Genomic DNA, 16,788 nt, shown 5'->3' on the forward strand with positions numbered 1-16,788 from the left:
ACCTCCTGCGCAGAAGCTGACTCCGTTAAAAAGCGGCTTTTAGGGCGGTGTTTGCAGCAAACCAAACATCTTCTCATGAGAAAAGCCACCCTAGGGCGGCTTTCTTTTTGAATGAAGATTCCGAAATAATCAAGCCAAGGTGAACTTCAGGTCGCCCAGTTTTTCTACTGAACTTACAATCTTATCACCCTTCTTCAGCCATACCTGCTTGTCTTTCGGCATACCGGCAATTACGCCTTGTGGTGTGCCAGTAAAAACAATGTCTCCTGGTTCTAATGTCCAATAGATACTGATGTAAGACAACATTTTCTGGGTGTTATGAATGAAGTCTGAAGTATTAGAGTTCTGACGCAACTCACCATTAACCCATGTCTTCACCTGGAGCTTATTGGGGTCACCTACTAAGTCAGAAGTAACAAAGTAAGGTCCAATTGGAGCGTATTGATCTAAAGTCTTACCAATCATCCACTGCCCACTCGGCAACTCTAATTGCAAATCACGTGATGAGAAATCATTTGAGGTGCAATAGCCAGCAACATAATCCAAAGTAGCTGATTCCGGAACGTTACGCATCTGCTTACCAACAACAATCAACAACTCAGTTTCATAATCTAACTTATAAGAAACTGATGGCGGTGGAATTTGCAATAAACAGTTGTGAGCCGCAAGACTATTATTGTACTTATTGAATAGCGGCGGCACTCGTGGATGAGCCATACCAACCTCATCCGCATGCGCACGGTAATTTAAGCCAACACAAACAATCTTTCCAGGGTTTTTAAACAGGCACCCGAAAGTAATGTCGGATTCTTTTAAGTAAGGCACCCCAGATTTATCGGCGCTTGCTACTACCTTATTAAATCCTAGAGCATTACCCTCTTGCAATAATTGATCTAGAGTTAGCGGCGCCGCAATCTTCATTTTCTTAGCAACAGCACGAACATCGATGACGCCTTTTGGCGTCACTACACCTAAGGTTTCTGTTCCATCCGCATTTTGGATCGAGAGAATTTTGCTGTTTTTTACCATTTCGCGTGGGCCAGTGTAAACCTCACCTCCCCAGACTGAAGTGGGGTGAGCTGAAGCCTCCTTCATTACACCCATAGTAGAGGCAGCTACTAAACCAGCCCCAGCAGCTGAAGCAGTTTTCATAAATTGGCGGCGAGAACTCATATTTATCTCCTTTTGTTGTTATCTATTTTTAACTTCAAAAGGAATACTACCCCACCCATTTATGCGGTGCTGCAGCAAATATCAACTACAGGAGATTTAACCGAGGCCCAAAAAAATCGCTAGGTGATAGGTAATAAATGATGCCAAATAGGCCAAGCCGAATAAGTAGCCCAACATAATGACCGGGATTTTCCAGCCCCCAGTCTCGCGCTTGACTGCAGCAATGGTAGATAAACACTGAGGTGCAAATACAAACCAAGCCAGCAAAGAAAGTGCAGTTGCCAAGGACCAACCGCTAGATATCAATGGAATCAGGGCATCAGCCGCATCCACACCAGAGCTAGATAGTGCATAAACCGTTGCTAAGGAACTCACCACCACCTCGCGAGCTGCCATGCCTGGTACTAAAGCAATACTGATTTGCCAATTAAAGCCGATAGGCGAGAACACATGGGCTAAGGCCTGACCAATCATTCCGGCAAAGCTATATTCGATCGGCGATCCCGTAGCTCCTTCAGGTGGAAAAGGAAAGCTAGACAGCACCCATAAACCAATGGTCATTAACAAAATAATTCCGCCAACACGACGTAAAAATATTTCTGCTCTTTGCCATAAGCTGATCGCTAAATTACCCAGACGTGGTAAGTGATAGCTGGGCAACTCCATCATCAGTGCATTCATCTTAAATTGCTCACTAGTAAAGCGCTTCAGAATCCAAGCAACTACCATGGCGCCCAAAATGCCTGCAAGATAAAGCAAGAACAATACGAGACCTTGCAAATCAATACCAGCCCATAGCTTTTGCTCTGGAATGAACGCAGAAATCAGTAAGGCATAAACAGGGAGTCGCGCGGAGCACGTCATCATAGGTGCAATCAGAATCGTCACCATGCGATCACGCGCATTAGAGATACTTCTAGTAGCCATAATTCCTGGGATGGCACAAGCAAAACTGGATAGTAGCGGAATAAAAGATCTGCCTGACAGCCCTACTGATCCCATCACCCTATCAAGCAAGTAAGCAGCTCTTGGAAGGTAGCCGGATTCTTCAAGCAACAAAATAAAGAAGAACAGAATCAAAATTTGCGGCAAGAAAATCACCACACCACCTAAGCCCGCCAAAACACCATTGATTAAAAGGCTACGTAACCAACCATTAGGCAAAAATTCAACGATCTGACCACCAAGATATTCCACGGCACTCTTGATCAGATCCATGGGTACTGTTGCCCAAGTAAATACGGCCTGGAATATGCAAAAAAGTAATACCACCAAAATAATGGGGCCAACTACTGGATGCAGTAGCACTGCGTCTAATCGATCGCTTAATTGATCGGGAATAATGCGATCGAGCTTGAGGCTTTGCAGAATTCTTTTGACTTGAATGTTATCGGTCTCAGTGTGCGCAATATGAGCAGCAACATTCTCAAGGGTGGCATCGCTTGTACCTGTTCGCAAGCCATTCAAATTACGCCAATCCAGGTTCGATAAAAACTCTTTGATCTCATCAGCACCATGAGATTGAATACCAATACTAGTGAGCACCGGCAATCCGAGCTCATTTGATAAGGCAGCAGTATCAATCTGCAAGCCTTGGCGCTTGGCGATATCCAGCATATTTAGCACCACAACACAGGGTAAGCCAAGGCGCTTTGCAGCCAATACCAAGCGCAGGTTGCGACGTAAATTCATTGCACTTAATATGCAGATAACCAAATCGGGGCGCTTCTCACCTTCAGCCCTGCCAAGCAATACATTGCATGTGACTTTTTCATCGAGCGATCTTGGATAAAGACTGTATGCACCCGGTAAATCGAGAACGCGAATGTTTTTACCGGACTCGAGGGCTAAGCGCCCTTCTTTGCGTTCAACAGTGACGCCAGAATAATTAGCTACCTTTTGACGGCTACCAGTGAGTAAATTGAATAAAGCAGTTTTACCGCAATTGGGGTTACCCAATAACGCAACGAGTGGCTCGTTCGAGTAAAAGTGAACCTTAGATTCAGACATGCGGGAGAGATTCAACCATAATCATGCGCGCTTCTGATTGACGCAAAGCAAAAGTTGAGGCACCTACGCGAACCATATAAGGTCCTTTTCCCAAAAGACCTTTGCGCAATACTGTCACTTGCTCTCCAGGTAAAAAGCCAATATCTTCCAGCTGCCCCTTAATTTGAGGGGCAGCCTTGGGGGCATTAATGTCACTAACGCGATAAAGACTGCCTAAGTCGACTTGGTCTAAATTCATGCAATATGCTTTTTAGCTGGTGTAGAGGCCATTATAACGACAAATGAGAATGAATATCATTCGTTTAAAGGGGTATTTAATTAGCAATAATGCGTCATATAAGCCCATCAGAGCTTGATCCAGAACAAAAAGAGGGGTGATTAATGGGTGCTGATGCACATTCCATTTAATCTATCTGGCAATGTACCTACCAAAACATTTTTCAGTTGAGGATCAACGGTACTGGATCAGCTCATTGAGTGGTGTAGCCATATTTTTGCAGAATCAATTTAGCTTGAGGGCCTTGCATAAAACGATATAAATCAACCGCCTCTGGTGGAGCGCCCTTTATTAGAACCATGCGCTGCTTGATAGGCTCATAGAGATTTGGATCGACTAATAAGAAACTGGTTTGCCTCACAACCTCAGGTGACCTAGCTAGTGACAACGCAGTAAAGCCAATGTCAGCGGCTCCGCTGAGTACGTAAGTCGTGGCTGCCCCAATATTGTCGGCATACACCAACTTATCTTTAGCGATATTCCAGAGGCCCTCTGCTTTTAAATACTGGACCGCTGCTCTACCGTAAGGAGCTAGCTCAGGTTTTGCGATGACCACTTTATTCGCTCTTGAAATGGCTTTGGCCATATCTGATTTGCTATCTGAGAGAGCAATACCAGATGATTTTTGAGTAATGATGGCCAACTTACCAATGGCATATACCGCGCCCTCATCTATTGTTCTGCCTTTATTAAAAAGCTCAAGCGGGAATTTCTCATCGGCTGCAATAAATAAATTAAATGGTGCCCCATTCATAATTTGCGTGGCAAAGTTACCGGACGAGCCATAGACCACTTTCATCTCTGGTTTGCCTAGAGATGGAGATGCCGCCACGATCTCTGCAAAGGCATCTTTCATATTGGCAGCAACAGCAACAGTGGCGGCCTGTGCAAATGCACCGCCCGAAAAAAATACAAGCGCAGCAAATAAAGTGGCTAGACGCATAGTCATATGAAATGCATTCTAGCGGATACGCTCAACTTTGACGACTCAACCTACAAGCTACAGCCAATCCTGTATTTGCCGATTGAGGCTAACCGCCTTGTATCCGGGGGTCTCTCCAGAAGTACTTCGTATCTTTCGAATCAGCTTTGATGATTCTGATTGCGCAGCCATCTCTTTGCTCATGGCGACAAAGAAAATTTCATCCTTAAGCGGCACAAAACCTAGGCCGTTTTCTAAAGCAATATTCTTGACGCCCAAGCCTACATCCGCCTTGCCAGCCAAAATGGCGTTGGCAATAGCCGAGTGTGTAAATTCCTCAGCCATATACCCATTAATCTCCAGTGGATCGATACCTCCTTCCATAAGTAACGTATCCAATAAGAGTCTAGTACCAGAGCCAATCTGGCGATTAATAAAGCGTACTTTTTTACCCACTAAATCTTCTATAGAGATTATATGGAGGGGGTTGCCCTTCTTCATAATCAATCCCTGAATTCGTTTCATGACCGGATAAATTTCAATCTCATTTTTTGAGAGGCGCTGGTAGATTGCTTTTGAACTCTTTTGATCGGAGACGTGATAACCGGCAATATGCGCTTCATTATTTAAAAGCTTCTCCAAAGATTCTCCAGAGCCGGCAATTTTTAAATCTATTCCCGCTACCTCTCCTACTGCCTTTTGAATCACTGAATCACTGCTAGAGAAAAATTTCCACCGCAGACTTTCAGACTTTTGAATTTTCTTAATTTCTTTTAACAAGATGTCATGGTATTGAGCATCATGCTTTAAGTATCCCGCCTGCATATCCTCAATAAATTGAATCAAAAAGATCCCAAATTCAGTAAGCTCAGATCCATGACCTTTGGTTCGAATCATTAAAGTCATACCCAATGCATCTTCGACCTGATTCACCTTGCCCCAGGCACCCCGATATGAAGTGCCTGATTTTTTACTGGCGACCACTAAAGAACTGCCCCGGCCAATATCCTTGAGCAATTGAGATAGCCAGATAAGGTCTACAGAGCTCTTCCCGTCGGTCTGAGTTTTAACAATAAGAGTTGGGCGTACTTCAATTTGCATATATGTAATATTTTGCATATTCAATAAGTATTAATGTATGCGATCATAAGACTTTAATCAACTACTTAGAGTGCAAATATGAAAAAGATGATTTGGAGAGTGCTCCTTGCTACCCTAACGACCTTGTCAGTCACTTCACTTCAAGTTTATGCCCAAGAGAAAAGTATTGTGGTCTCATCCACAACCTCAACTGAGCAGTCTGGCCTTTTTAATTACATGCTGCCTATTTTCAAGATGAAAACGGGCATTGAAGTCAAAGTAGTAGCCGTAGGTACTGGTCAAGCACTGGACATTGGTCGCCGTGGTGATGTAGACGTGGTGTTTGTTCATGACAAACCTGCAGAAGAAAAGTTTGTTGAAGAAGGCTTTTCAACCAAACGCTACGAAGTGATGTACAACGACTTTGTCTTGATTGGGCCTAAGTCTGATCCAGCAAAAATCGGTGGCGGTAAGGATGTTCAAGTCGCACTTCAAAAAATTGCTGCGGCACAAGCCCCATTTGTATCTCGTGCAGATAAAAGCGGTACACATGCAGCAGAGCTTCGCTATTGGAAAGGTGCTGGAATCGCTCCCTCATCCGGCCAATCTTGGTACAAAGAAACAGGCTCCGGCATGGGTCCCGCTCTCAATACGGCATCCGCAATGAATGGCTACATCTTGGCTGACCGCGGCACCTGGCTGAGCTTTAAGAATCGTGGCGATCTCGTTATCTTGGTTCAAGGCGATCCAAAACTATTCAATCAGTATGGTGTGATGTTGGTAAACCCCGCTAAATTTCCTCATGTGAAAAAAGCACAGGGTCAAGAATTTATTGACTGGCTTATCTCCAAGAATGGTCAAGATGTGATTGCCAGCTACAAGATTGATGGCGAGCAGCTCTTTTTCCCAAATGCCAAGAAATAGCATATTCAATAAGTAAAAAAGCCCGCAGATGCGGGCTTTTTTATTGCCGGTGGACTACCCGGCAAACTGCATACTGATTACTGAATACTTACTTCTTAGGTGTAACAAAACCAATAGCTGTGTCGTCAACGAACTCAACCATCACGTCATCACCTGCTTTGAATTTCTCAAGACCTAAAACAGATGGGTCCACTTTAACTTTTTGCTTCTCGCCGCTTGGCATTGTGAAAGTAACCATACGTGTCTTTTGATCAATTGTTGAAATCTTTACAGTGGCATAAACCGTTTCTGTAGTTTCTTCAAACGGCTTAGCAGAACCTTTGCCGGCTATAACTACAGAGCGCAAACCAGATACTCCTGGCTTTTGATCCTTACCAACAGCAGTCAAACCAACTGCAATCGCTTGAGCATGCTCAACCAAAAATACATCGCCCTTTTTAACTTTATCCAAATCATTAATGGATTTAGATACGTTCATTTGCACCAAATTACCGTTAGCATCTTTCAATACAACGATGCGCTTCTTGGCATCTACTGAGTCAACGGTTGCGCTCAAAACTGCAACATCAGCTGCTAAAGGCATCATCTTTGCAGGAAGTTGTGCAAAAACAGAACTTGCAAAGGCAATGCCAACTGCAGCAAACAAACCAGCTAATAAAGATTTCTTCAAGATAACTCCTAATTGAGTAAAAGGTTTCAGACGGGCTCAATTCAGAGCCACAATCCATTGTAACCATGGAAAGTGGCACTTTTGGTGCGGAATCGAACTATATGCAAAGCCTAGACAACCCCCTTCTTTGGTAAATTGGGGTTATTAATAGCTCTTCGAGACACCAACCCTGTGGAAATACTGATAAAACCGTGGAATGAAGCGAAAGCGGGCGCTTTTTTGGTGCGCCAGGAAGTTTTTATCCACGAACAAAGAGTTCCGGCCGAACTCGAACTGGATGAATTAGACTCATTGGCCACCCATGCCCTCGCCTACATAGATGGAAGCTGTATCGGTACCGGTAGGCTGGTAGATTTAGGTAATGGACGAGCTCAAATTGGTCGTATGGCGGTTTTAGCCCCCTTCAGAAATCAGGGGGTAGGCAAGCAAATTCTAGAAAAGCTGATTACCCTGGCTCAATCACAAGGAGCAAATTCCATCGTCCTTCATTCTCGGGTGCTTGCCATTCCCTTCTATGAAAAACTCGGCTTTCAGGCACAGGGTTCTATCTACGATGAGGCGGGTATTCCTCATCGTAATATGATCCTTTTATTATCAAATTTGATTTAACAAGCAATGACTACTAGCAACCCAAACTCCCCCGCCTTTACTTACACACATCGCGTTTGCTATTCCGATACCGATGCCGCTGGATTTGTCTATCACGGACGCTACCTAGAGATATTTGAGCGTAGTCGCGCAGAGTGGCTTGCTCAGCGTGGCCTTAGCCCAACCAAACTTAGCAACGACATGAATATCGTCATGCCTGTTCGTGAACTCACGATGAACTTTTATAAGCCAGGCCGTCTTGATGACATGCTGTATATCGATCAAGTGATTGAGTATCGCGGACGCACACAGATATCCGTAAAACAAACTGCACAGAGAAAAATTTCAGGGAGTGATGAGTTAGAAATCATTGCCAGCGCCCTATTACACATAGTCTGTGTAGATACCAATACCCTCAAACCAAAAGCTTGGCCAGATGAAATATTTCTTGCTAATTAATGTTGGTGAAGGAGCGCAATATGTCTGATGGAAAATTACTGACCTTTGTTAAAGAACTCAGCGTTTTGCTTGAGCAGCAACCAAGTGAAGAGCTTGTTTTTACTGATGGTAAAAAAATGCTGGAGAAACTGATTGCAGTAGACGATTGGCTACCCGAAGAATTTACCAAACCCCATCCACAGTATTACCAACAATATCTCTTATATGCCGATCCACTAGATCGATTTTCTGTCGTGAGCTTCGTATGGGGTCCTGGGCAAAAAACACCCCTGCACAATCACACCGTTTGGGGAATGATTGGTCAGTTGTGCGGTCAAGAAAAAGGCACACCCTACTATCGCCAAGCGGATGGTAGCTTCAAGGCAGGAGAGGCTTGCGTTAGCCCGCCCGGACACGTTGATACTGTGTCACCAGGCACTCATGACATTCATGTGGTGGAGAACAGTCTGAGTGATCAGACATCAATCAGCATTCATGTATATGGTGGCAATATCGGGCGTATTCATCGCTCAGTCTTTGATCCTGTCACTGGAGCAGAAAAATCCTTTGTATCTGGTTACGCCAATACTGTTGTTCCAAATCTCTGGAATCCAGCGTAATCTGCCAATTCTCAAGCTTTTTGGGGTTGATGACTTAAAATAGAGTCTCTTACTGCAAACGCTCTAGCGCAGCAGCTCACCCCATTGACCGGGATAGTCGATTTTTAAATACGTTGAGTACGGGTCAATACTTTATTGGTCCCTATGTTATTTACAGATCTTGGTTTATCAGAACCCATTCTTCGTGCTATTTCAGAAGAAGGCTATACCAGCCCTACCCCGATTCAAGCAAAATCGATTCCCGCTGTTCTTAAAGGTGGCGATCTTTTAGCTGCAGCACAAACCGGCACAGGTAAAACTGCTGGCTTTACCCTGCCGATTCTGCAACGATTAACTTCAAGTAAAGCAAGCTCAGGCAAACGTCTGTTGCGCGTCCTAATTCTGACGCCAACTCGTGAGCTAGCTGCTCAAGTACAAGAATCGGTAGTGACTTATGGCAAATACACTGGCTTGAAGTCCACAGTGATCTTTGGTGGTGTTGGTGCCAACCCTCAAATTAAAGCTATCGCTGGTGGATTAGATATTTTGGTTGCTACCCCAGGTCGCTTATTAGATTTGATGTCTCAAAATTGTGTATCCCTCAGGGATATTGAAATCTTAGTTCTCGATGAAGCGGATCGCATGCTCGATATGGGCTTCTTACGTGACATTAAGAAAATCTTAGCCGCCCTTCCAAAGCAGCGTCAGAACTTATTATTCTCAGCAACCTTCTCAACAGAAATCAAAGCTTTGGCCGACGGCTTATTAAATGCGCCTGAGTTAATTGAAGTGGCTCGTAGCAATAGCGCTAACGAGGCGATTGCCCAATTGATTCACCCGGTAGACAGAGCAAACAAGCACCCACTCCTAGCCCATCTCATTCAGAGCAATGACTGGAAGCAGGTACTAGTCTTTACTCGTACTAAGCATGGTGCCAATAAATTAGTGACTCAATTAGAAAAAGATGGCATTACCAGTATGGCCATCCACGGCAATAAAAGCCAATCTGCTCGCACCAAAGCTTTAGCGGACTTCAAAGCAGGTAAGTTAACCGCCTTAGTTGCTACTGATATTGCTGCACGCGGTATTGATATTGACCAACTCCCCCATGTCGTGAATTACGACCTTCCGAATGTGTCTGAAGACTATGTCCATCGTATTGGTCGTACCGGTCGCGCAGGATCAAATGGTGTAGCCGTATCTTTGGTGTGTGTTGACGAACATCAAATGCTCAAAGACATCGAAAAACTCATTAAGCAAAAACTCCCACAGGAAGTGATCGCCGGTTTTGAACCGGATCCTAATGCCGTGGCTCAACCGATTCAGCTACGTAGCCAACAACACCAGCAATCCAGAAAGCCAAGACCCGCAGGATCAGGTGGGGCTCCTGCGAAAAAGGCTCCTGCAAAGCGTAGCAGCCCTCCCAAAAGAAGCTTTAACCGTTAATTGCGTCTACGTTTAATACTCATAACCAATCCACAAACTAGTGGCGGCTTATTGGTGTCATGCAGCCCTGATAGCGTGAAAGAAGTATTAGATATTTTTAATCAGCACCAATTCTTGGGCGCCCGCGTCATTGGTCAAATGAGCAAGCGCCAAGAAAAACCTTTGGTGGTTTCTTAGGTTATTTCTTGGGTTATTTCTTTAGATTAAACACACTAGAGAAATCCAGCTGACCATTACCTGCTTTGCTGTGATTTTCATACAGTTGCTGGGCCAGCTTTCCTAGTGGGATGCTAGCATCTAGGTTCTCCGCATTCTCCACTGCCAGACCTAAGTCTTTGAGCATGAGGTCGACACCAAAGCCGCCTGCGTAGCCTTTTGAGGATGGTACGTTATCCATGACGCCCGGGCATGGGTTATATAACTCTAATGCCCAATTGCGCCCAGAGCTTTTTGACATGATGTCGGACAGTACTTTAGGGTCCATGCCATTGGCAATTCCCAAGCGCAATGCCTCACTAGTACCCAGCATCTGAATACCCAACATCATGTTGTTGCAGACTTTGACGGTCTGCCCGGCCCCATTAGTGCCAGCATGAAAGATATTCTTACCCATCTTCTCTAGCAATGGACGTGCGCACTCAACCGCGCTTGCATCACCACCAACCATAAACGTTAATGTGCCAGCCTGCGCGCCAGCAGTCCCACCTGAGACAGGTGCATCGATCATGACAACACCCTTTGCCTTGGCCGCAGCGGCAACCGCTTGTGCCACCTTTGGTGAAATCGTTGAGCAATCAATCAGAAGTGTCTTAGGATTGGCATTTGCTAGCAAGCCAGTATCGCCAAGGTACAAACTCTCCACATGGCGTGAAGCCGGCAACATGCTGATTAATATATCAGCATCTTTTGCAGTAGCGTTTGCATCGTCTGCAACGATGCCACCTGCAGCAGCAAATGCATCAAGCTGACTCTTTACTAAATCAAAGCCAGTAACTTGATGTCCTGCTTTGAGTAAGTTGAGAGCCATTGGTAGACCCATATTGCCAAGCCCAATAAATCCGATTTTCATATTGTTCCTAGTTATATTATTTTGCTGCTCTACTCTTTTCTTGAGGCCAAGTACTTAACACCCTCTGGACCATACGATTCCGCATGAGGCTGCTTAAAACTTAACTGAAATATATCGCCGGCCTTGTAAACCGTACTCTGACTATTGGTGATGATAGTGATACTTCCCTCAATGACAAGCGCCCTAACCTCAAAAGGATGCTCGTGATCATCTAGGTGACTATTGGGGGCCTGCTGCACCTCTACTGGCTGAGGAAACCCATCCTGATGAAGGATCTGTAAAAATTGCTCTGTATTCATATCTTTACTATAGCGTGGATATACTCTCTTGGCATTTGGCAATCTATATAAGGAATCGTGATGGTTAAAGTAATTGGGCTAATGGAACTGATAGACCAAAGCGCTTTTGAGCAATACCGCTCTCAAGTTGGGCAAACGGTCGAGCTCTACAAGGGCTCCATCAAAAACCGTGGCTCGGTAGCTGAACTATTCTGGAATGAATTAGGCATTGTATCTTTCAATACTTTTGTAGAGCTGGAATTTCCCAGTACGCAAGACGCTCACGCTTGGGCTAATAGTTCTGAATACCAATCGCTTGTACCAATTCGTAGCAAAGCTATGAAGCTCACTCTATTTAGCGTAGCTATCTAAATTGACTATTAACTAGTGTTCAGGAATTAAAAAAGCCTAGCTCGTTAAAGCTAGGCTTATCAATCAGTCTGGAGTGAGAATTACTTCTTAGCTTCCATCGCCTCTTTAGCGGCAGTGATTTCTTTGCGACGCTCTTTGCATGCGCCAGCGATTTCTTGCAAGGCCTTGCGTGCGCGAGCAGCAGATGCCTTAATACCTTTTTCAATAAATTTTTCGTTTTCAGCTTTGTACGCCTCAAAAGCAGCCAACAATGTATCGTGTTGTGACATCTCGTCTCCTGTTAACAAATGAATATTTATACTGACAGCGGAGTCAGTATATCCCCATAAAAAGCATAAGAAATCGCCCCCCAAATCAGGGATAACTCTTATATTAGCGTGTTCAGCCACAATAGATTCATATCCTCATAAATAGCTTGGAGACACGCAAAATGCTCAGAAATGTCCTTCTATTGCTGATTGGCGGACTAATTGCACTTTCAGCCAATGCTCAAACAAGCTCCTGGCCCGCTTCTAACAAGCCGATTACCTTTATTAACCCCTTCCCGCCAGGCGGGGCTGTAGACGCTTTTGGACGCCCTCTAGCCAAGCAACTTTCCACCCAATTAAACGACTCTATCGTGGTTGATAACCGTGGTGGTGCAGGTGGGACCCTGGGTGCTGCAGTAGCAGCAAAAATGGCACCCGATGGCTACACCTGGCTTCTTGGTGCGGTGCATCATTCAATTGCGCCCAGCATGTACACCAACCTGTCTTATGACATCACTAAAGATTTTGAGCCTATCGCGATCATTGGTAGCGTTCCTCATGTCATCGTTGTGAATCCAAACAAGTTTCCAAAGAATGATTTGAAATCCATCATGGAAGAGATTCGCAAGCATCCAGGAAAATATAACTACGCATCTACAGGCAATGGCACATCACAGCATTTAACCGGTGAGTTATTCAAGATGCAGAACAAACTGTTTATTACGCACATTCCTTATCGTGGAACAGGACCAGCATTGCAAGATCTCGTGGCGGGTCAAGTTGATATGATGTTTGACACACTCGCAGGTGCAGCGCCATTCATCAAGAATGGGCAACTGATTGCAGTAGCAGTAGCAACCTCTAAAAGAGTTGATGCATTTCCAAATGTGCCAACCGCTCAAGAGTTGGGAATCAGCAATTTCATTGTATCGAGTTGGTATGCTATGTGGGCAATTAAAGGTACGCCTAAGGATATCATCGAGAAGATGAGCGCTGAAGTGCAGATAGCGCTTGCCTCACCCGAGATTAAAGAGCGCTGGGCGGCTATGGGGGCGACTGTGCCGAAGATGACACGCCCCGAACTTGTCGCCTACATCAACCAGGAAATTACACGCTGGGGTGAAGTAGTTAAAAAGTCCGGCGCCAAGTTAGATTAAATACAATAGATTCAAAAAAGTAACATTCAAAACAATTAAGAGACAGCATGAGCATTCAGACTAAAAATTATTCATTTGTTCGCAATAAACTTCTTAACAAAGAAGAGATTGCATTATTAGATGTGCGCGAAGAAGATCCTCATGCACAAGAACATCCTCTCTTTGCTGCAAACCTTCCTCTTTCCAGAATTGAGATCGATGCTTTTGCCAAGCTACCCAAAAAGAATGTCCCCATCGTTACACTAGACGATGGCGAAGGATTTGCACCATTGGCTGCCCAGCGCTTGGTTAATTTAGGCTATACCGATGTTTCTGTATTTGAGGGTGGAGTAAAAGGCTGGAAGGCTGCAGGTGGCGAGGTATTCAAAGACGTCAATGTTCCTAGCAAGTCTTTTGGTGAATTCGTTGAATCCAAACGTCACACCCCTTCTTTATCAGCTCAAGAAGTAAAGCAATTAATTGATAACAAAGAAGATGTTGTGGTCGTAGATGTCCGCCGCTTTGATGAATACAACACCATGAGCATTCCAACAGGGATTAGTGTTCCAGGTGCAGAACTCATCCTGCGTCTTCCTGAGTTAGCCCCTAACCCAAAGACCAAAGTGATTGTGAACTGCGCCGGCAGAACACGTAGCATTATCGGGACTCAGTCACTGATTAATGCTGGCATTCCAAATGAGGTCAATGCGCTACGTAATGGCACGATTGGTTGGACCTTAGCGGGTCAAGAATTAGATAAAGGTCAAAGCAGAAAATTTCAGGAAGTGAGCGAATCTACAAAGAGTGATGCAGCAGAACGTGCTCGCAGAGTTGCAGATAGGGCTGGTGTCAAGCGCGCCAGCCTAAGCGATGTCCAGACCTGGAAAGCACAATCCGATCGAACTACTTATTTCTTTGATACTCGCACCCCAGAAGAATATGAGGCGGGTCATCTTCCAGAATTTAGATCTGTACCTGGGGGACAGTTAGTTCAAGAAACGGAGATGGTTGCCCCAGTTCGTGGCGCTCGCGTTGTTTTGGTTGACCCAAGCGGTGGTGGAGTACGAGCCAATATGCCTGCTTCATGGTTGGCACAAATGGCATGGGACGTCTATGTACTTGACGGAGTAAATCCTTCTGACCTCTCTGAAAATGGGATCTGGAAGACGCCTCTACCAAGTCTTCCAACAATAGAAACCGTAGATGCTCAGACGGTGTCTCATTGGCTCAAATCAGATAGTAATACGATTGCCATTGATTTCAGTACACATGCCAACTACGTTAAGGGACATATTCCTGGAAGTTGGTATGCCCTACGCTCACAACTGACTGAAGCTTTAAAAAAGATTCCACAGGTAGATCGCTATGTCATCACCAGCGCACCTAGCGAACTGAGTGCTTTTGCCGCCCAAGAACTGCAAACACTCACCGATGCTGAAGTTCTGATTCTTGAAGGTGGAAATGCTGCCTGGATAAAAGCAGGACTGGAGCTTGAGAAAGGCCCAAGTCACTTAGCCTCACCCCCTCTGGATCGCTATAAGCGCCCTTACGAAGGCACTAGCGTAGACCCTGCAGCGATGCAGGCATATCTTGATTGGGAGTTTGGTTTAGTCGAACAACTAGGCAAGGACGGAACCCATCACTTCTGGGTCCTCTAGGTCCTTGCTGTTGTCAGTAAAGCAACTGAGTTGATCAGTTAAACAATCTTGTTACGGATGATGCCGATGCCGGTGATATTGGTTTCCATTACATCACCTGGCTTCATAAACTCCTGAGGAGTTCTTCCAGCGCCAACGCCAGATGGTGTGCCAGTTGCAATGATGTCGCCAGGCAATAATGTTAAGCCACGCGATAGCTCGGCAATAATTGCTGGTATCTTGAAATACATTTGCCTGTAACTAGCATTTTGCTTTTCAACACCATTCACGCGGCAAATAATGCGTGTGTCATCCAAATTGACACCACCAGCAGTAACAACCCATGGACCCATTGGGCCGTGACCATCCAAACTCTTGCCTTTAAACCATTGACCGGACTGACGTTTTTGCTGAATGTCACGTGCCGTAGTGTCGTTGTAAGCAGAGTAGCCAAAGACATAGTCCATTGCATTGTCTTCAGAGATATTCTTACCCTTTTTACCAATCACCACTGCTAGCTCAGCTTCCCAGTCAATCATGGTGGAGATGCCAGCATCATAAGGAATGTTATCGAATGGACCATTCATGGTTTGAGTGCCTTTAGTAAACAGCACTGGAACCTTTGGATACTCTTTTACAGCGGTATCAGCGCGGTGCTTAAGACCCTCTTCAAAATGATCAAGATAATTCCAGCCCACACAATAAATATTGCTTTGTGGCTTAGGGATGGGTGATAGCAAAATCACATTATTAACATTGGTTAAATTACTTCCACGGCCTTTGAATAAAGTCGCCAACTCAAGCAACCCTTTATTACCAGAACCGGCCAAAGAAATCATTGAAGTAGGATCAAATGACAATTGCACTTTTTGACGAGCTGCTTCAGCAGGAATATCTACCACCATTCCGTCATTTGTTACCAAGCCCAATCTCGAAGTAGCGCCCATTTTTGGAAGGTAGTTAGCAACCCTGAGTCCAGCTTTACCAGTTAACGGCTCGACCACGATCGGCGGCTGGCCATCTGGTGCAGCAATGGCATTAGAAATAAACATGCTACCCATAGCAGCAGTTGCGCCCAATTTCAGCGCATCTCTTCGATTTGTATCCACAGCGTCTCCTTTAATATTTTTATTGGTATTTAATTAATGCTGATACGTTCTCTAAACTATCTGCTGTAAATATTAATACCAAACTCCAATCTTAGGCAGAAAATTGAGAAAATCGCTATTCTTAGGCTATGTCCTTTCCTCAAACATCTCCCTGCATTCGCCTAATGGCCAGCCTTTTAATCCTCCTGGGCTTATGCGCCTGCGAACGAGAGGTTTACACCAGCTGGAATTGCAGCTCCACTAGCGATGGAAAGATTCCCATGGTCCTGCGCAAAGCTCAAATGGAATTTAGAGGCGATAAATTGGATTACTGTGGCAGCTTGGGTAACGAAAGTTATTTTGATCAAAAGTGTCCAGCACAAACTACCCAATCTAGCGCAACATTCACACCCTCTTCAGGATTGCTCCTCCTCCAAGGGCAAGAGTTTCAGTGCACTGCTTTATAAGAATTTGTTGAGAAACTCATCATGAATCTATTAAGCCCCAAGAAATTACTCCTGACAAAGTGGACAGCGGTAAATCCTATTGCCAAACAAAAGCATTTTTTAGTTAGTAAGGTAATCCTTCCTGAGCCTCCAAGTGAAAAAATTGAGTTTGTAGAAATTGAGGCCGTCTTTTCTAAGAAGACCACGCAAATCCCTTGGCGCGACCTCACCAATAGTGAGCTTTGGTTGCAAGGCTGGATCGAGTAGGGTGAGGGATTACTCCCTCAGCCCTCTCACACCACCGTACGTGCGGTTCCGCATACGGCGGTTCAAATAGCACGCTGAAGATTTTGGTAGGTTACTACCAAAGACACCAGCCCCAGTTGT

At 44.9% G+C, this 16,788-nt stretch carries 21 protein-coding genes; 11 read left to right on the plus strand and 10 right to left on the minus strand.

Going from position 1 to position 16,788, the window contains the following annotated elements:
• Nucleotides 1–129: 129 nt before the first annotated feature.
• From ICN36_RS11725 to ICN36_RS11745, 5 genes are all read right to left on the minus strand, one after another.
• Complete coding sequence (locus tag ICN36_RS11725; RefSeq protein WP_216228527.1) at nucleotides 130–1,173, minus strand: fumarylacetoacetate hydrolase family protein; 1,044 nt, start codon at nucleotides 1,171–1,173, stop codon at nucleotides 130–132.
• A gap of 96 nt (nucleotides 1,174–1,269) precedes the next feature.
• On the minus strand, nucleotides 1,270–3,183 hold the full coding sequence (locus ICN36_RS11730) for a ferrous iron transporter B (protein ID WP_216228528.1): 1,914 nt from the start codon (nucleotides 3,181–3,183) through the stop codon (nucleotides 1,270–1,272).
• Nucleotides 3,176–3,421 carry a FeoA family protein gene (locus ICN36_RS11735; protein WP_216228529.1) on the minus strand — a complete coding sequence of 82 codons (246 nt, stop codon included), beginning with the start codon at nucleotides 3,419–3,421 and terminating at the stop codon, nucleotides 3,176–3,178. The genes ICN36_RS11730 and ICN36_RS11735 overlap by 8 nt, the downstream gene beginning before the upstream one ends.
• A 232-nt stretch (nucleotides 3,422–3,653) precedes the next feature.
• Entirely contained in the window at nucleotides 3,654–4,409 is a 756-nt protein-coding gene (gene modA / locus ICN36_RS11740) for a molybdate ABC transporter substrate-binding protein (RefSeq protein ID WP_216228530.1), read from the minus strand.
• Nucleotides 4,410–4,460: 51 nt separating this feature from the next.
• The gene (locus tag ICN36_RS11745; RefSeq protein WP_255531321.1) at nucleotides 4,461–5,501 is read right to left on the minus strand and encodes a substrate-binding domain-containing protein; all 1,041 of its coding nucleotides are present in this window, start codon (nucleotides 5,499–5,501) and stop codon (nucleotides 4,461–4,463) included.
• A gap of 69 nt (nucleotides 5,502–5,570) precedes the next feature.
• Here ICN36_RS11745 and ICN36_RS11750 point away from each other — a divergent pair, with 69 nt between their 5' ends.
• Nucleotides 5,571–6,386 (plus strand): substrate-binding domain-containing protein, encoded by an 816-nt coding sequence (locus tag ICN36_RS11750; RefSeq protein ID WP_370623510.1) that lies wholly within the window; start codon nucleotides 5,571–5,573, stop codon nucleotides 6,384–6,386.
• A gap of 88 nt (nucleotides 6,387–6,474) precedes the next feature.
• Here the strand turns inward: ICN36_RS11750 and ICN36_RS11755 are convergent, their stop codons facing one another.
• Nucleotides 6,475–7,056, minus strand: coding sequence for a hypothetical protein (locus ICN36_RS11755; protein WP_255531322.1), 582 nt, complete (start codon nucleotides 7,054–7,056; stop codon nucleotides 6,475–6,477).
• A gap of 171 nt (nucleotides 7,057–7,227) precedes the next feature.
• Here ICN36_RS11755 and ICN36_RS11760 point away from each other — a divergent pair, with 171 nt between their 5' ends.
• The 5 genes from ICN36_RS11760 to ICN36_RS11780 all read left to right on the plus strand — a co-directional run bounded on the left by ICN36_RS11760 (nucleotide 7,228) and on the right by ICN36_RS11780 (nucleotide 10,304).
• Nucleotides 7,228–7,665 carry a GNAT family N-acetyltransferase gene (locus tag ICN36_RS11760; RefSeq protein WP_216228532.1) on the plus strand — a complete coding sequence of 146 codons (438 nt, stop codon included), beginning with the start codon at nucleotides 7,228–7,230 and terminating at the stop codon, nucleotides 7,663–7,665.
• A gap of 6 nt (nucleotides 7,666–7,671) precedes the next feature.
• Nucleotides 7,672–8,103, plus strand: coding sequence for a YbgC/FadM family acyl-CoA thioesterase (locus tag ICN36_RS11765; protein WP_216228533.1), 432 nt, complete (start codon nucleotides 7,672–7,674; stop codon nucleotides 8,101–8,103).
• Nucleotides 8,104–8,123: 20 nt separating this feature from the next.
• Entirely contained in the window at nucleotides 8,124–8,702 is a 579-nt protein-coding gene (locus tag ICN36_RS11770) for a hypothetical protein (RefSeq protein WP_216228534.1), read from the plus strand.
• Between the two features lie 144 nt (nucleotides 8,703–8,846).
• Entirely contained in the window at nucleotides 8,847–10,127 is a 1,281-nt protein-coding gene (locus tag ICN36_RS11775) for a DEAD/DEAH box helicase (protein WP_216228535.1), read from the plus strand.
• Nucleotides 10,128–10,304 carry an AIR synthase-related protein gene (locus ICN36_RS11780; RefSeq protein ID WP_370623508.1) on the plus strand — a complete coding sequence of 59 codons (177 nt, stop codon included), beginning with the start codon at nucleotides 10,128–10,130 and terminating at the stop codon, nucleotides 10,302–10,304.
• 13 nt (nucleotides 10,305–10,317) lie between these two features.
• On the opposite strand, the gene mmsB is transcribed toward ICN36_RS11780, so the two are convergent.
• Both mmsB and ICN36_RS11790 read right to left on the minus strand, forming a co-directional pair.
• A complete protein-coding gene (gene mmsB, locus ICN36_RS11785) occupies nucleotides 10,318–11,196 on the minus strand; it encodes a 3-hydroxyisobutyrate dehydrogenase (protein WP_216228536.1) in 879 nt (292 codons plus the stop codon).
• Between the two features lie 29 nt (nucleotides 11,197–11,225).
• Nucleotides 11,226–11,495 carry a cupin domain-containing protein gene (locus tag ICN36_RS11790; protein WP_216228537.1) on the minus strand — a complete coding sequence of 90 codons (270 nt, stop codon included), beginning with the start codon at nucleotides 11,493–11,495 and terminating at the stop codon, nucleotides 11,226–11,228.
• A gap of 60 nt (nucleotides 11,496–11,555) precedes the next feature.
• Between ICN36_RS11790 and ICN36_RS11795 the strand changes: the two genes are divergently transcribed.
• On the plus strand, nucleotides 11,556–11,846 hold the full coding sequence (locus ICN36_RS11795; protein ID WP_216228538.1) for a DUF1330 domain-containing protein: 291 nt from the start codon (nucleotides 11,556–11,558) through the stop codon (nucleotides 11,844–11,846).
• An 80-nt stretch (nucleotides 11,847–11,926) separates the two neighbouring features.
• Here ICN36_RS11795 and ICN36_RS11800 read toward each other — a convergent pair whose 3' ends face one another.
• Nucleotides 11,927–12,115: a hypothetical protein gene (locus ICN36_RS11800; protein ID WP_072582937.1), complete on the minus strand. Its 189-nt coding sequence runs from the start codon at nucleotides 12,113–12,115 to the stop codon at nucleotides 11,927–11,929.
• Between the two features lie 161 nt (nucleotides 12,116–12,276).
• On the opposite strand from ICN36_RS11800, the gene ICN36_RS11805 reads away from it, so the two are divergent.
• Together ICN36_RS11805 and ICN36_RS11810 are read left to right on the plus strand one after the other, a co-directional pair.
• On the plus strand, nucleotides 12,277–13,251 hold the full coding sequence (locus tag ICN36_RS11805) for a tripartite tricarboxylate transporter substrate binding protein (RefSeq protein WP_216228539.1): 975 nt from the start codon (nucleotides 12,277–12,279) through the stop codon (nucleotides 13,249–13,251).
• 47 nt (nucleotides 13,252–13,298) lie between these two features.
• Nucleotides 13,299–14,888: a rhodanese homology domain-containing protein gene (locus ICN36_RS11810; protein ID WP_216228540.1), complete on the plus strand. Its 1,590-nt coding sequence runs from the start codon at nucleotides 13,299–13,301 to the stop codon at nucleotides 14,886–14,888.
• Nucleotides 14,889–14,926: 38 nt separating this feature from the next.
• Here ICN36_RS11810 and ICN36_RS11815 read toward each other — a convergent pair whose 3' ends face one another.
• The gene (locus ICN36_RS11815; RefSeq protein ID WP_216228541.1) at nucleotides 14,927–15,976 is read right to left on the minus strand and encodes a fumarylacetoacetate hydrolase family protein; all 1,050 of its coding nucleotides are present in this window, start codon (nucleotides 15,974–15,976) and stop codon (nucleotides 14,927–14,929) included.
• 164 nt (nucleotides 15,977–16,140) lie between these two features.
• Between ICN36_RS11815 and ICN36_RS11820 the strand changes: the two genes are divergently transcribed.
• Nucleotides 16,141–16,422, plus strand: coding sequence for a hypothetical protein (locus ICN36_RS11820; RefSeq protein WP_216228542.1), 282 nt, complete (start codon nucleotides 16,141–16,143; stop codon nucleotides 16,420–16,422).
• A 21-nt stretch (nucleotides 16,423–16,443) separates the two neighbouring features.
• Nucleotides 16,444–16,668, plus strand: a complete 225-nt coding sequence (locus ICN36_RS11825; RefSeq protein WP_216228543.1) for a TIGR02450 family Trp-rich protein — start codon at nucleotides 16,444–16,446, stop codon at nucleotides 16,666–16,668.
• Nucleotides 16,669–16,788: the final 120 nt, after the last annotated feature.

The sequence above is a fragment of the Polynucleobacter sp. UK-Gri1-W3 genome (genome assembly GCF_018881595.1).
Taxonomy (GTDB): Bacteria; Pseudomonadota; Gammaproteobacteria; order Burkholderiales; family Burkholderiaceae; genus Polynucleobacter.

What these genes read in the sequence shown, in the direction of transcription:
- ICN36_RS11745 (WP_255531321.1), bottom strand. Translation starts at nt 5,501, where the DNA reads ATGCAAAATATTACATATATGCAAATTGAAGTACGCCCAACTCTTATT.
- ICN36_RS11735 (WP_216228529.1), bottom strand. Translation starts at nt 3,421, where the DNA reads ATGAATTTAGACCAAGTCGACTTAGGCAGTCTTTATCGCGTTAGTGAC.
- ICN36_RS11820 (WP_216228542.1), top strand. Translation starts at nt 16,141, where the DNA reads ATGGCCAGCCTTTTAATCCTCCTGGGCTTATGCGCCTGCGAACGAGAG.
- ICN36_RS11770 (WP_216228534.1), top strand. Translation starts at nt 8,124, where the DNA reads ATGTCTGATGGAAAATTACTGACCTTTGTTAAAGAACTCAGCGTTTTG.
- mmsB (WP_216228536.1), bottom strand. Translation starts at nt 11,196, where the DNA reads ATGAAAATCGGATTTATTGGGCTTGGCAATATGGGTCTACCAATGGCT.
- ICN36_RS11825 (WP_216228543.1), top strand. Translation starts at nt 16,444, where the DNA reads ATGAATCTATTAAGCCCCAAGAAATTACTCCTGACAAAGTGGACAGCG.
- ICN36_RS11730 (WP_216228528.1), bottom strand. Translation starts at nt 3,183, where the DNA reads ATGTCTGAATCTAAGGTTCACTTTTACTCGAACGAGCCACTCGTTGCG.
- ICN36_RS11725 (WP_216228527.1), bottom strand. Translation starts at nt 1,173, where the DNA reads ATGAGTTCTCGCCGCCAATTTATGAAAACTGCTTCAGCTGCTGGGGCT.
- ICN36_RS11805 (WP_216228539.1), top strand. Translation starts at nt 12,277, where the DNA reads ATGCTCAGAAATGTCCTTCTATTGCTGATTGGCGGACTAATTGCACTT.
- ICN36_RS11810 (WP_216228540.1), top strand. Translation starts at nt 13,299, where the DNA reads ATGAGCATTCAGACTAAAAATTATTCATTTGTTCGCAATAAACTTCTT.
- ICN36_RS11795 (WP_216228538.1), top strand. Translation starts at nt 11,556, where the DNA reads ATGGTTAAAGTAATTGGGCTAATGGAACTGATAGACCAAAGCGCTTTT.
- ICN36_RS11800 (WP_072582937.1), bottom strand. Translation starts at nt 12,115, where the DNA reads ATGTCACAACACGATACATTGTTGGCTGCTTTTGAGGCGTACAAAGCT.
- ICN36_RS11775 (WP_216228535.1), top strand. Translation starts at nt 8,847, where the DNA reads ATGTTATTTACAGATCTTGGTTTATCAGAACCCATTCTTCGTGCTATT.
- ICN36_RS11750 (WP_370623510.1), top strand. Translation starts at nt 5,571, where the DNA reads ATGATTTGGAGAGTGCTCCTTGCTACCCTAACGACCTTGTCAGTCACT.
- ICN36_RS11765 (WP_216228533.1), top strand. Translation starts at nt 7,672, where the DNA reads ATGACTACTAGCAACCCAAACTCCCCCGCCTTTACTTACACACATCGC.
- ICN36_RS11790 (WP_216228537.1), bottom strand. Translation starts at nt 11,495, where the DNA reads ATGAATACAGAGCAATTTTTACAGATCCTTCATCAGGATGGGTTTCCT.
- modA (WP_216228530.1), bottom strand. Translation starts at nt 4,409, where the DNA reads ATGACTATGCGTCTAGCCACTTTATTTGCTGCGCTTGTATTTTTTTCG.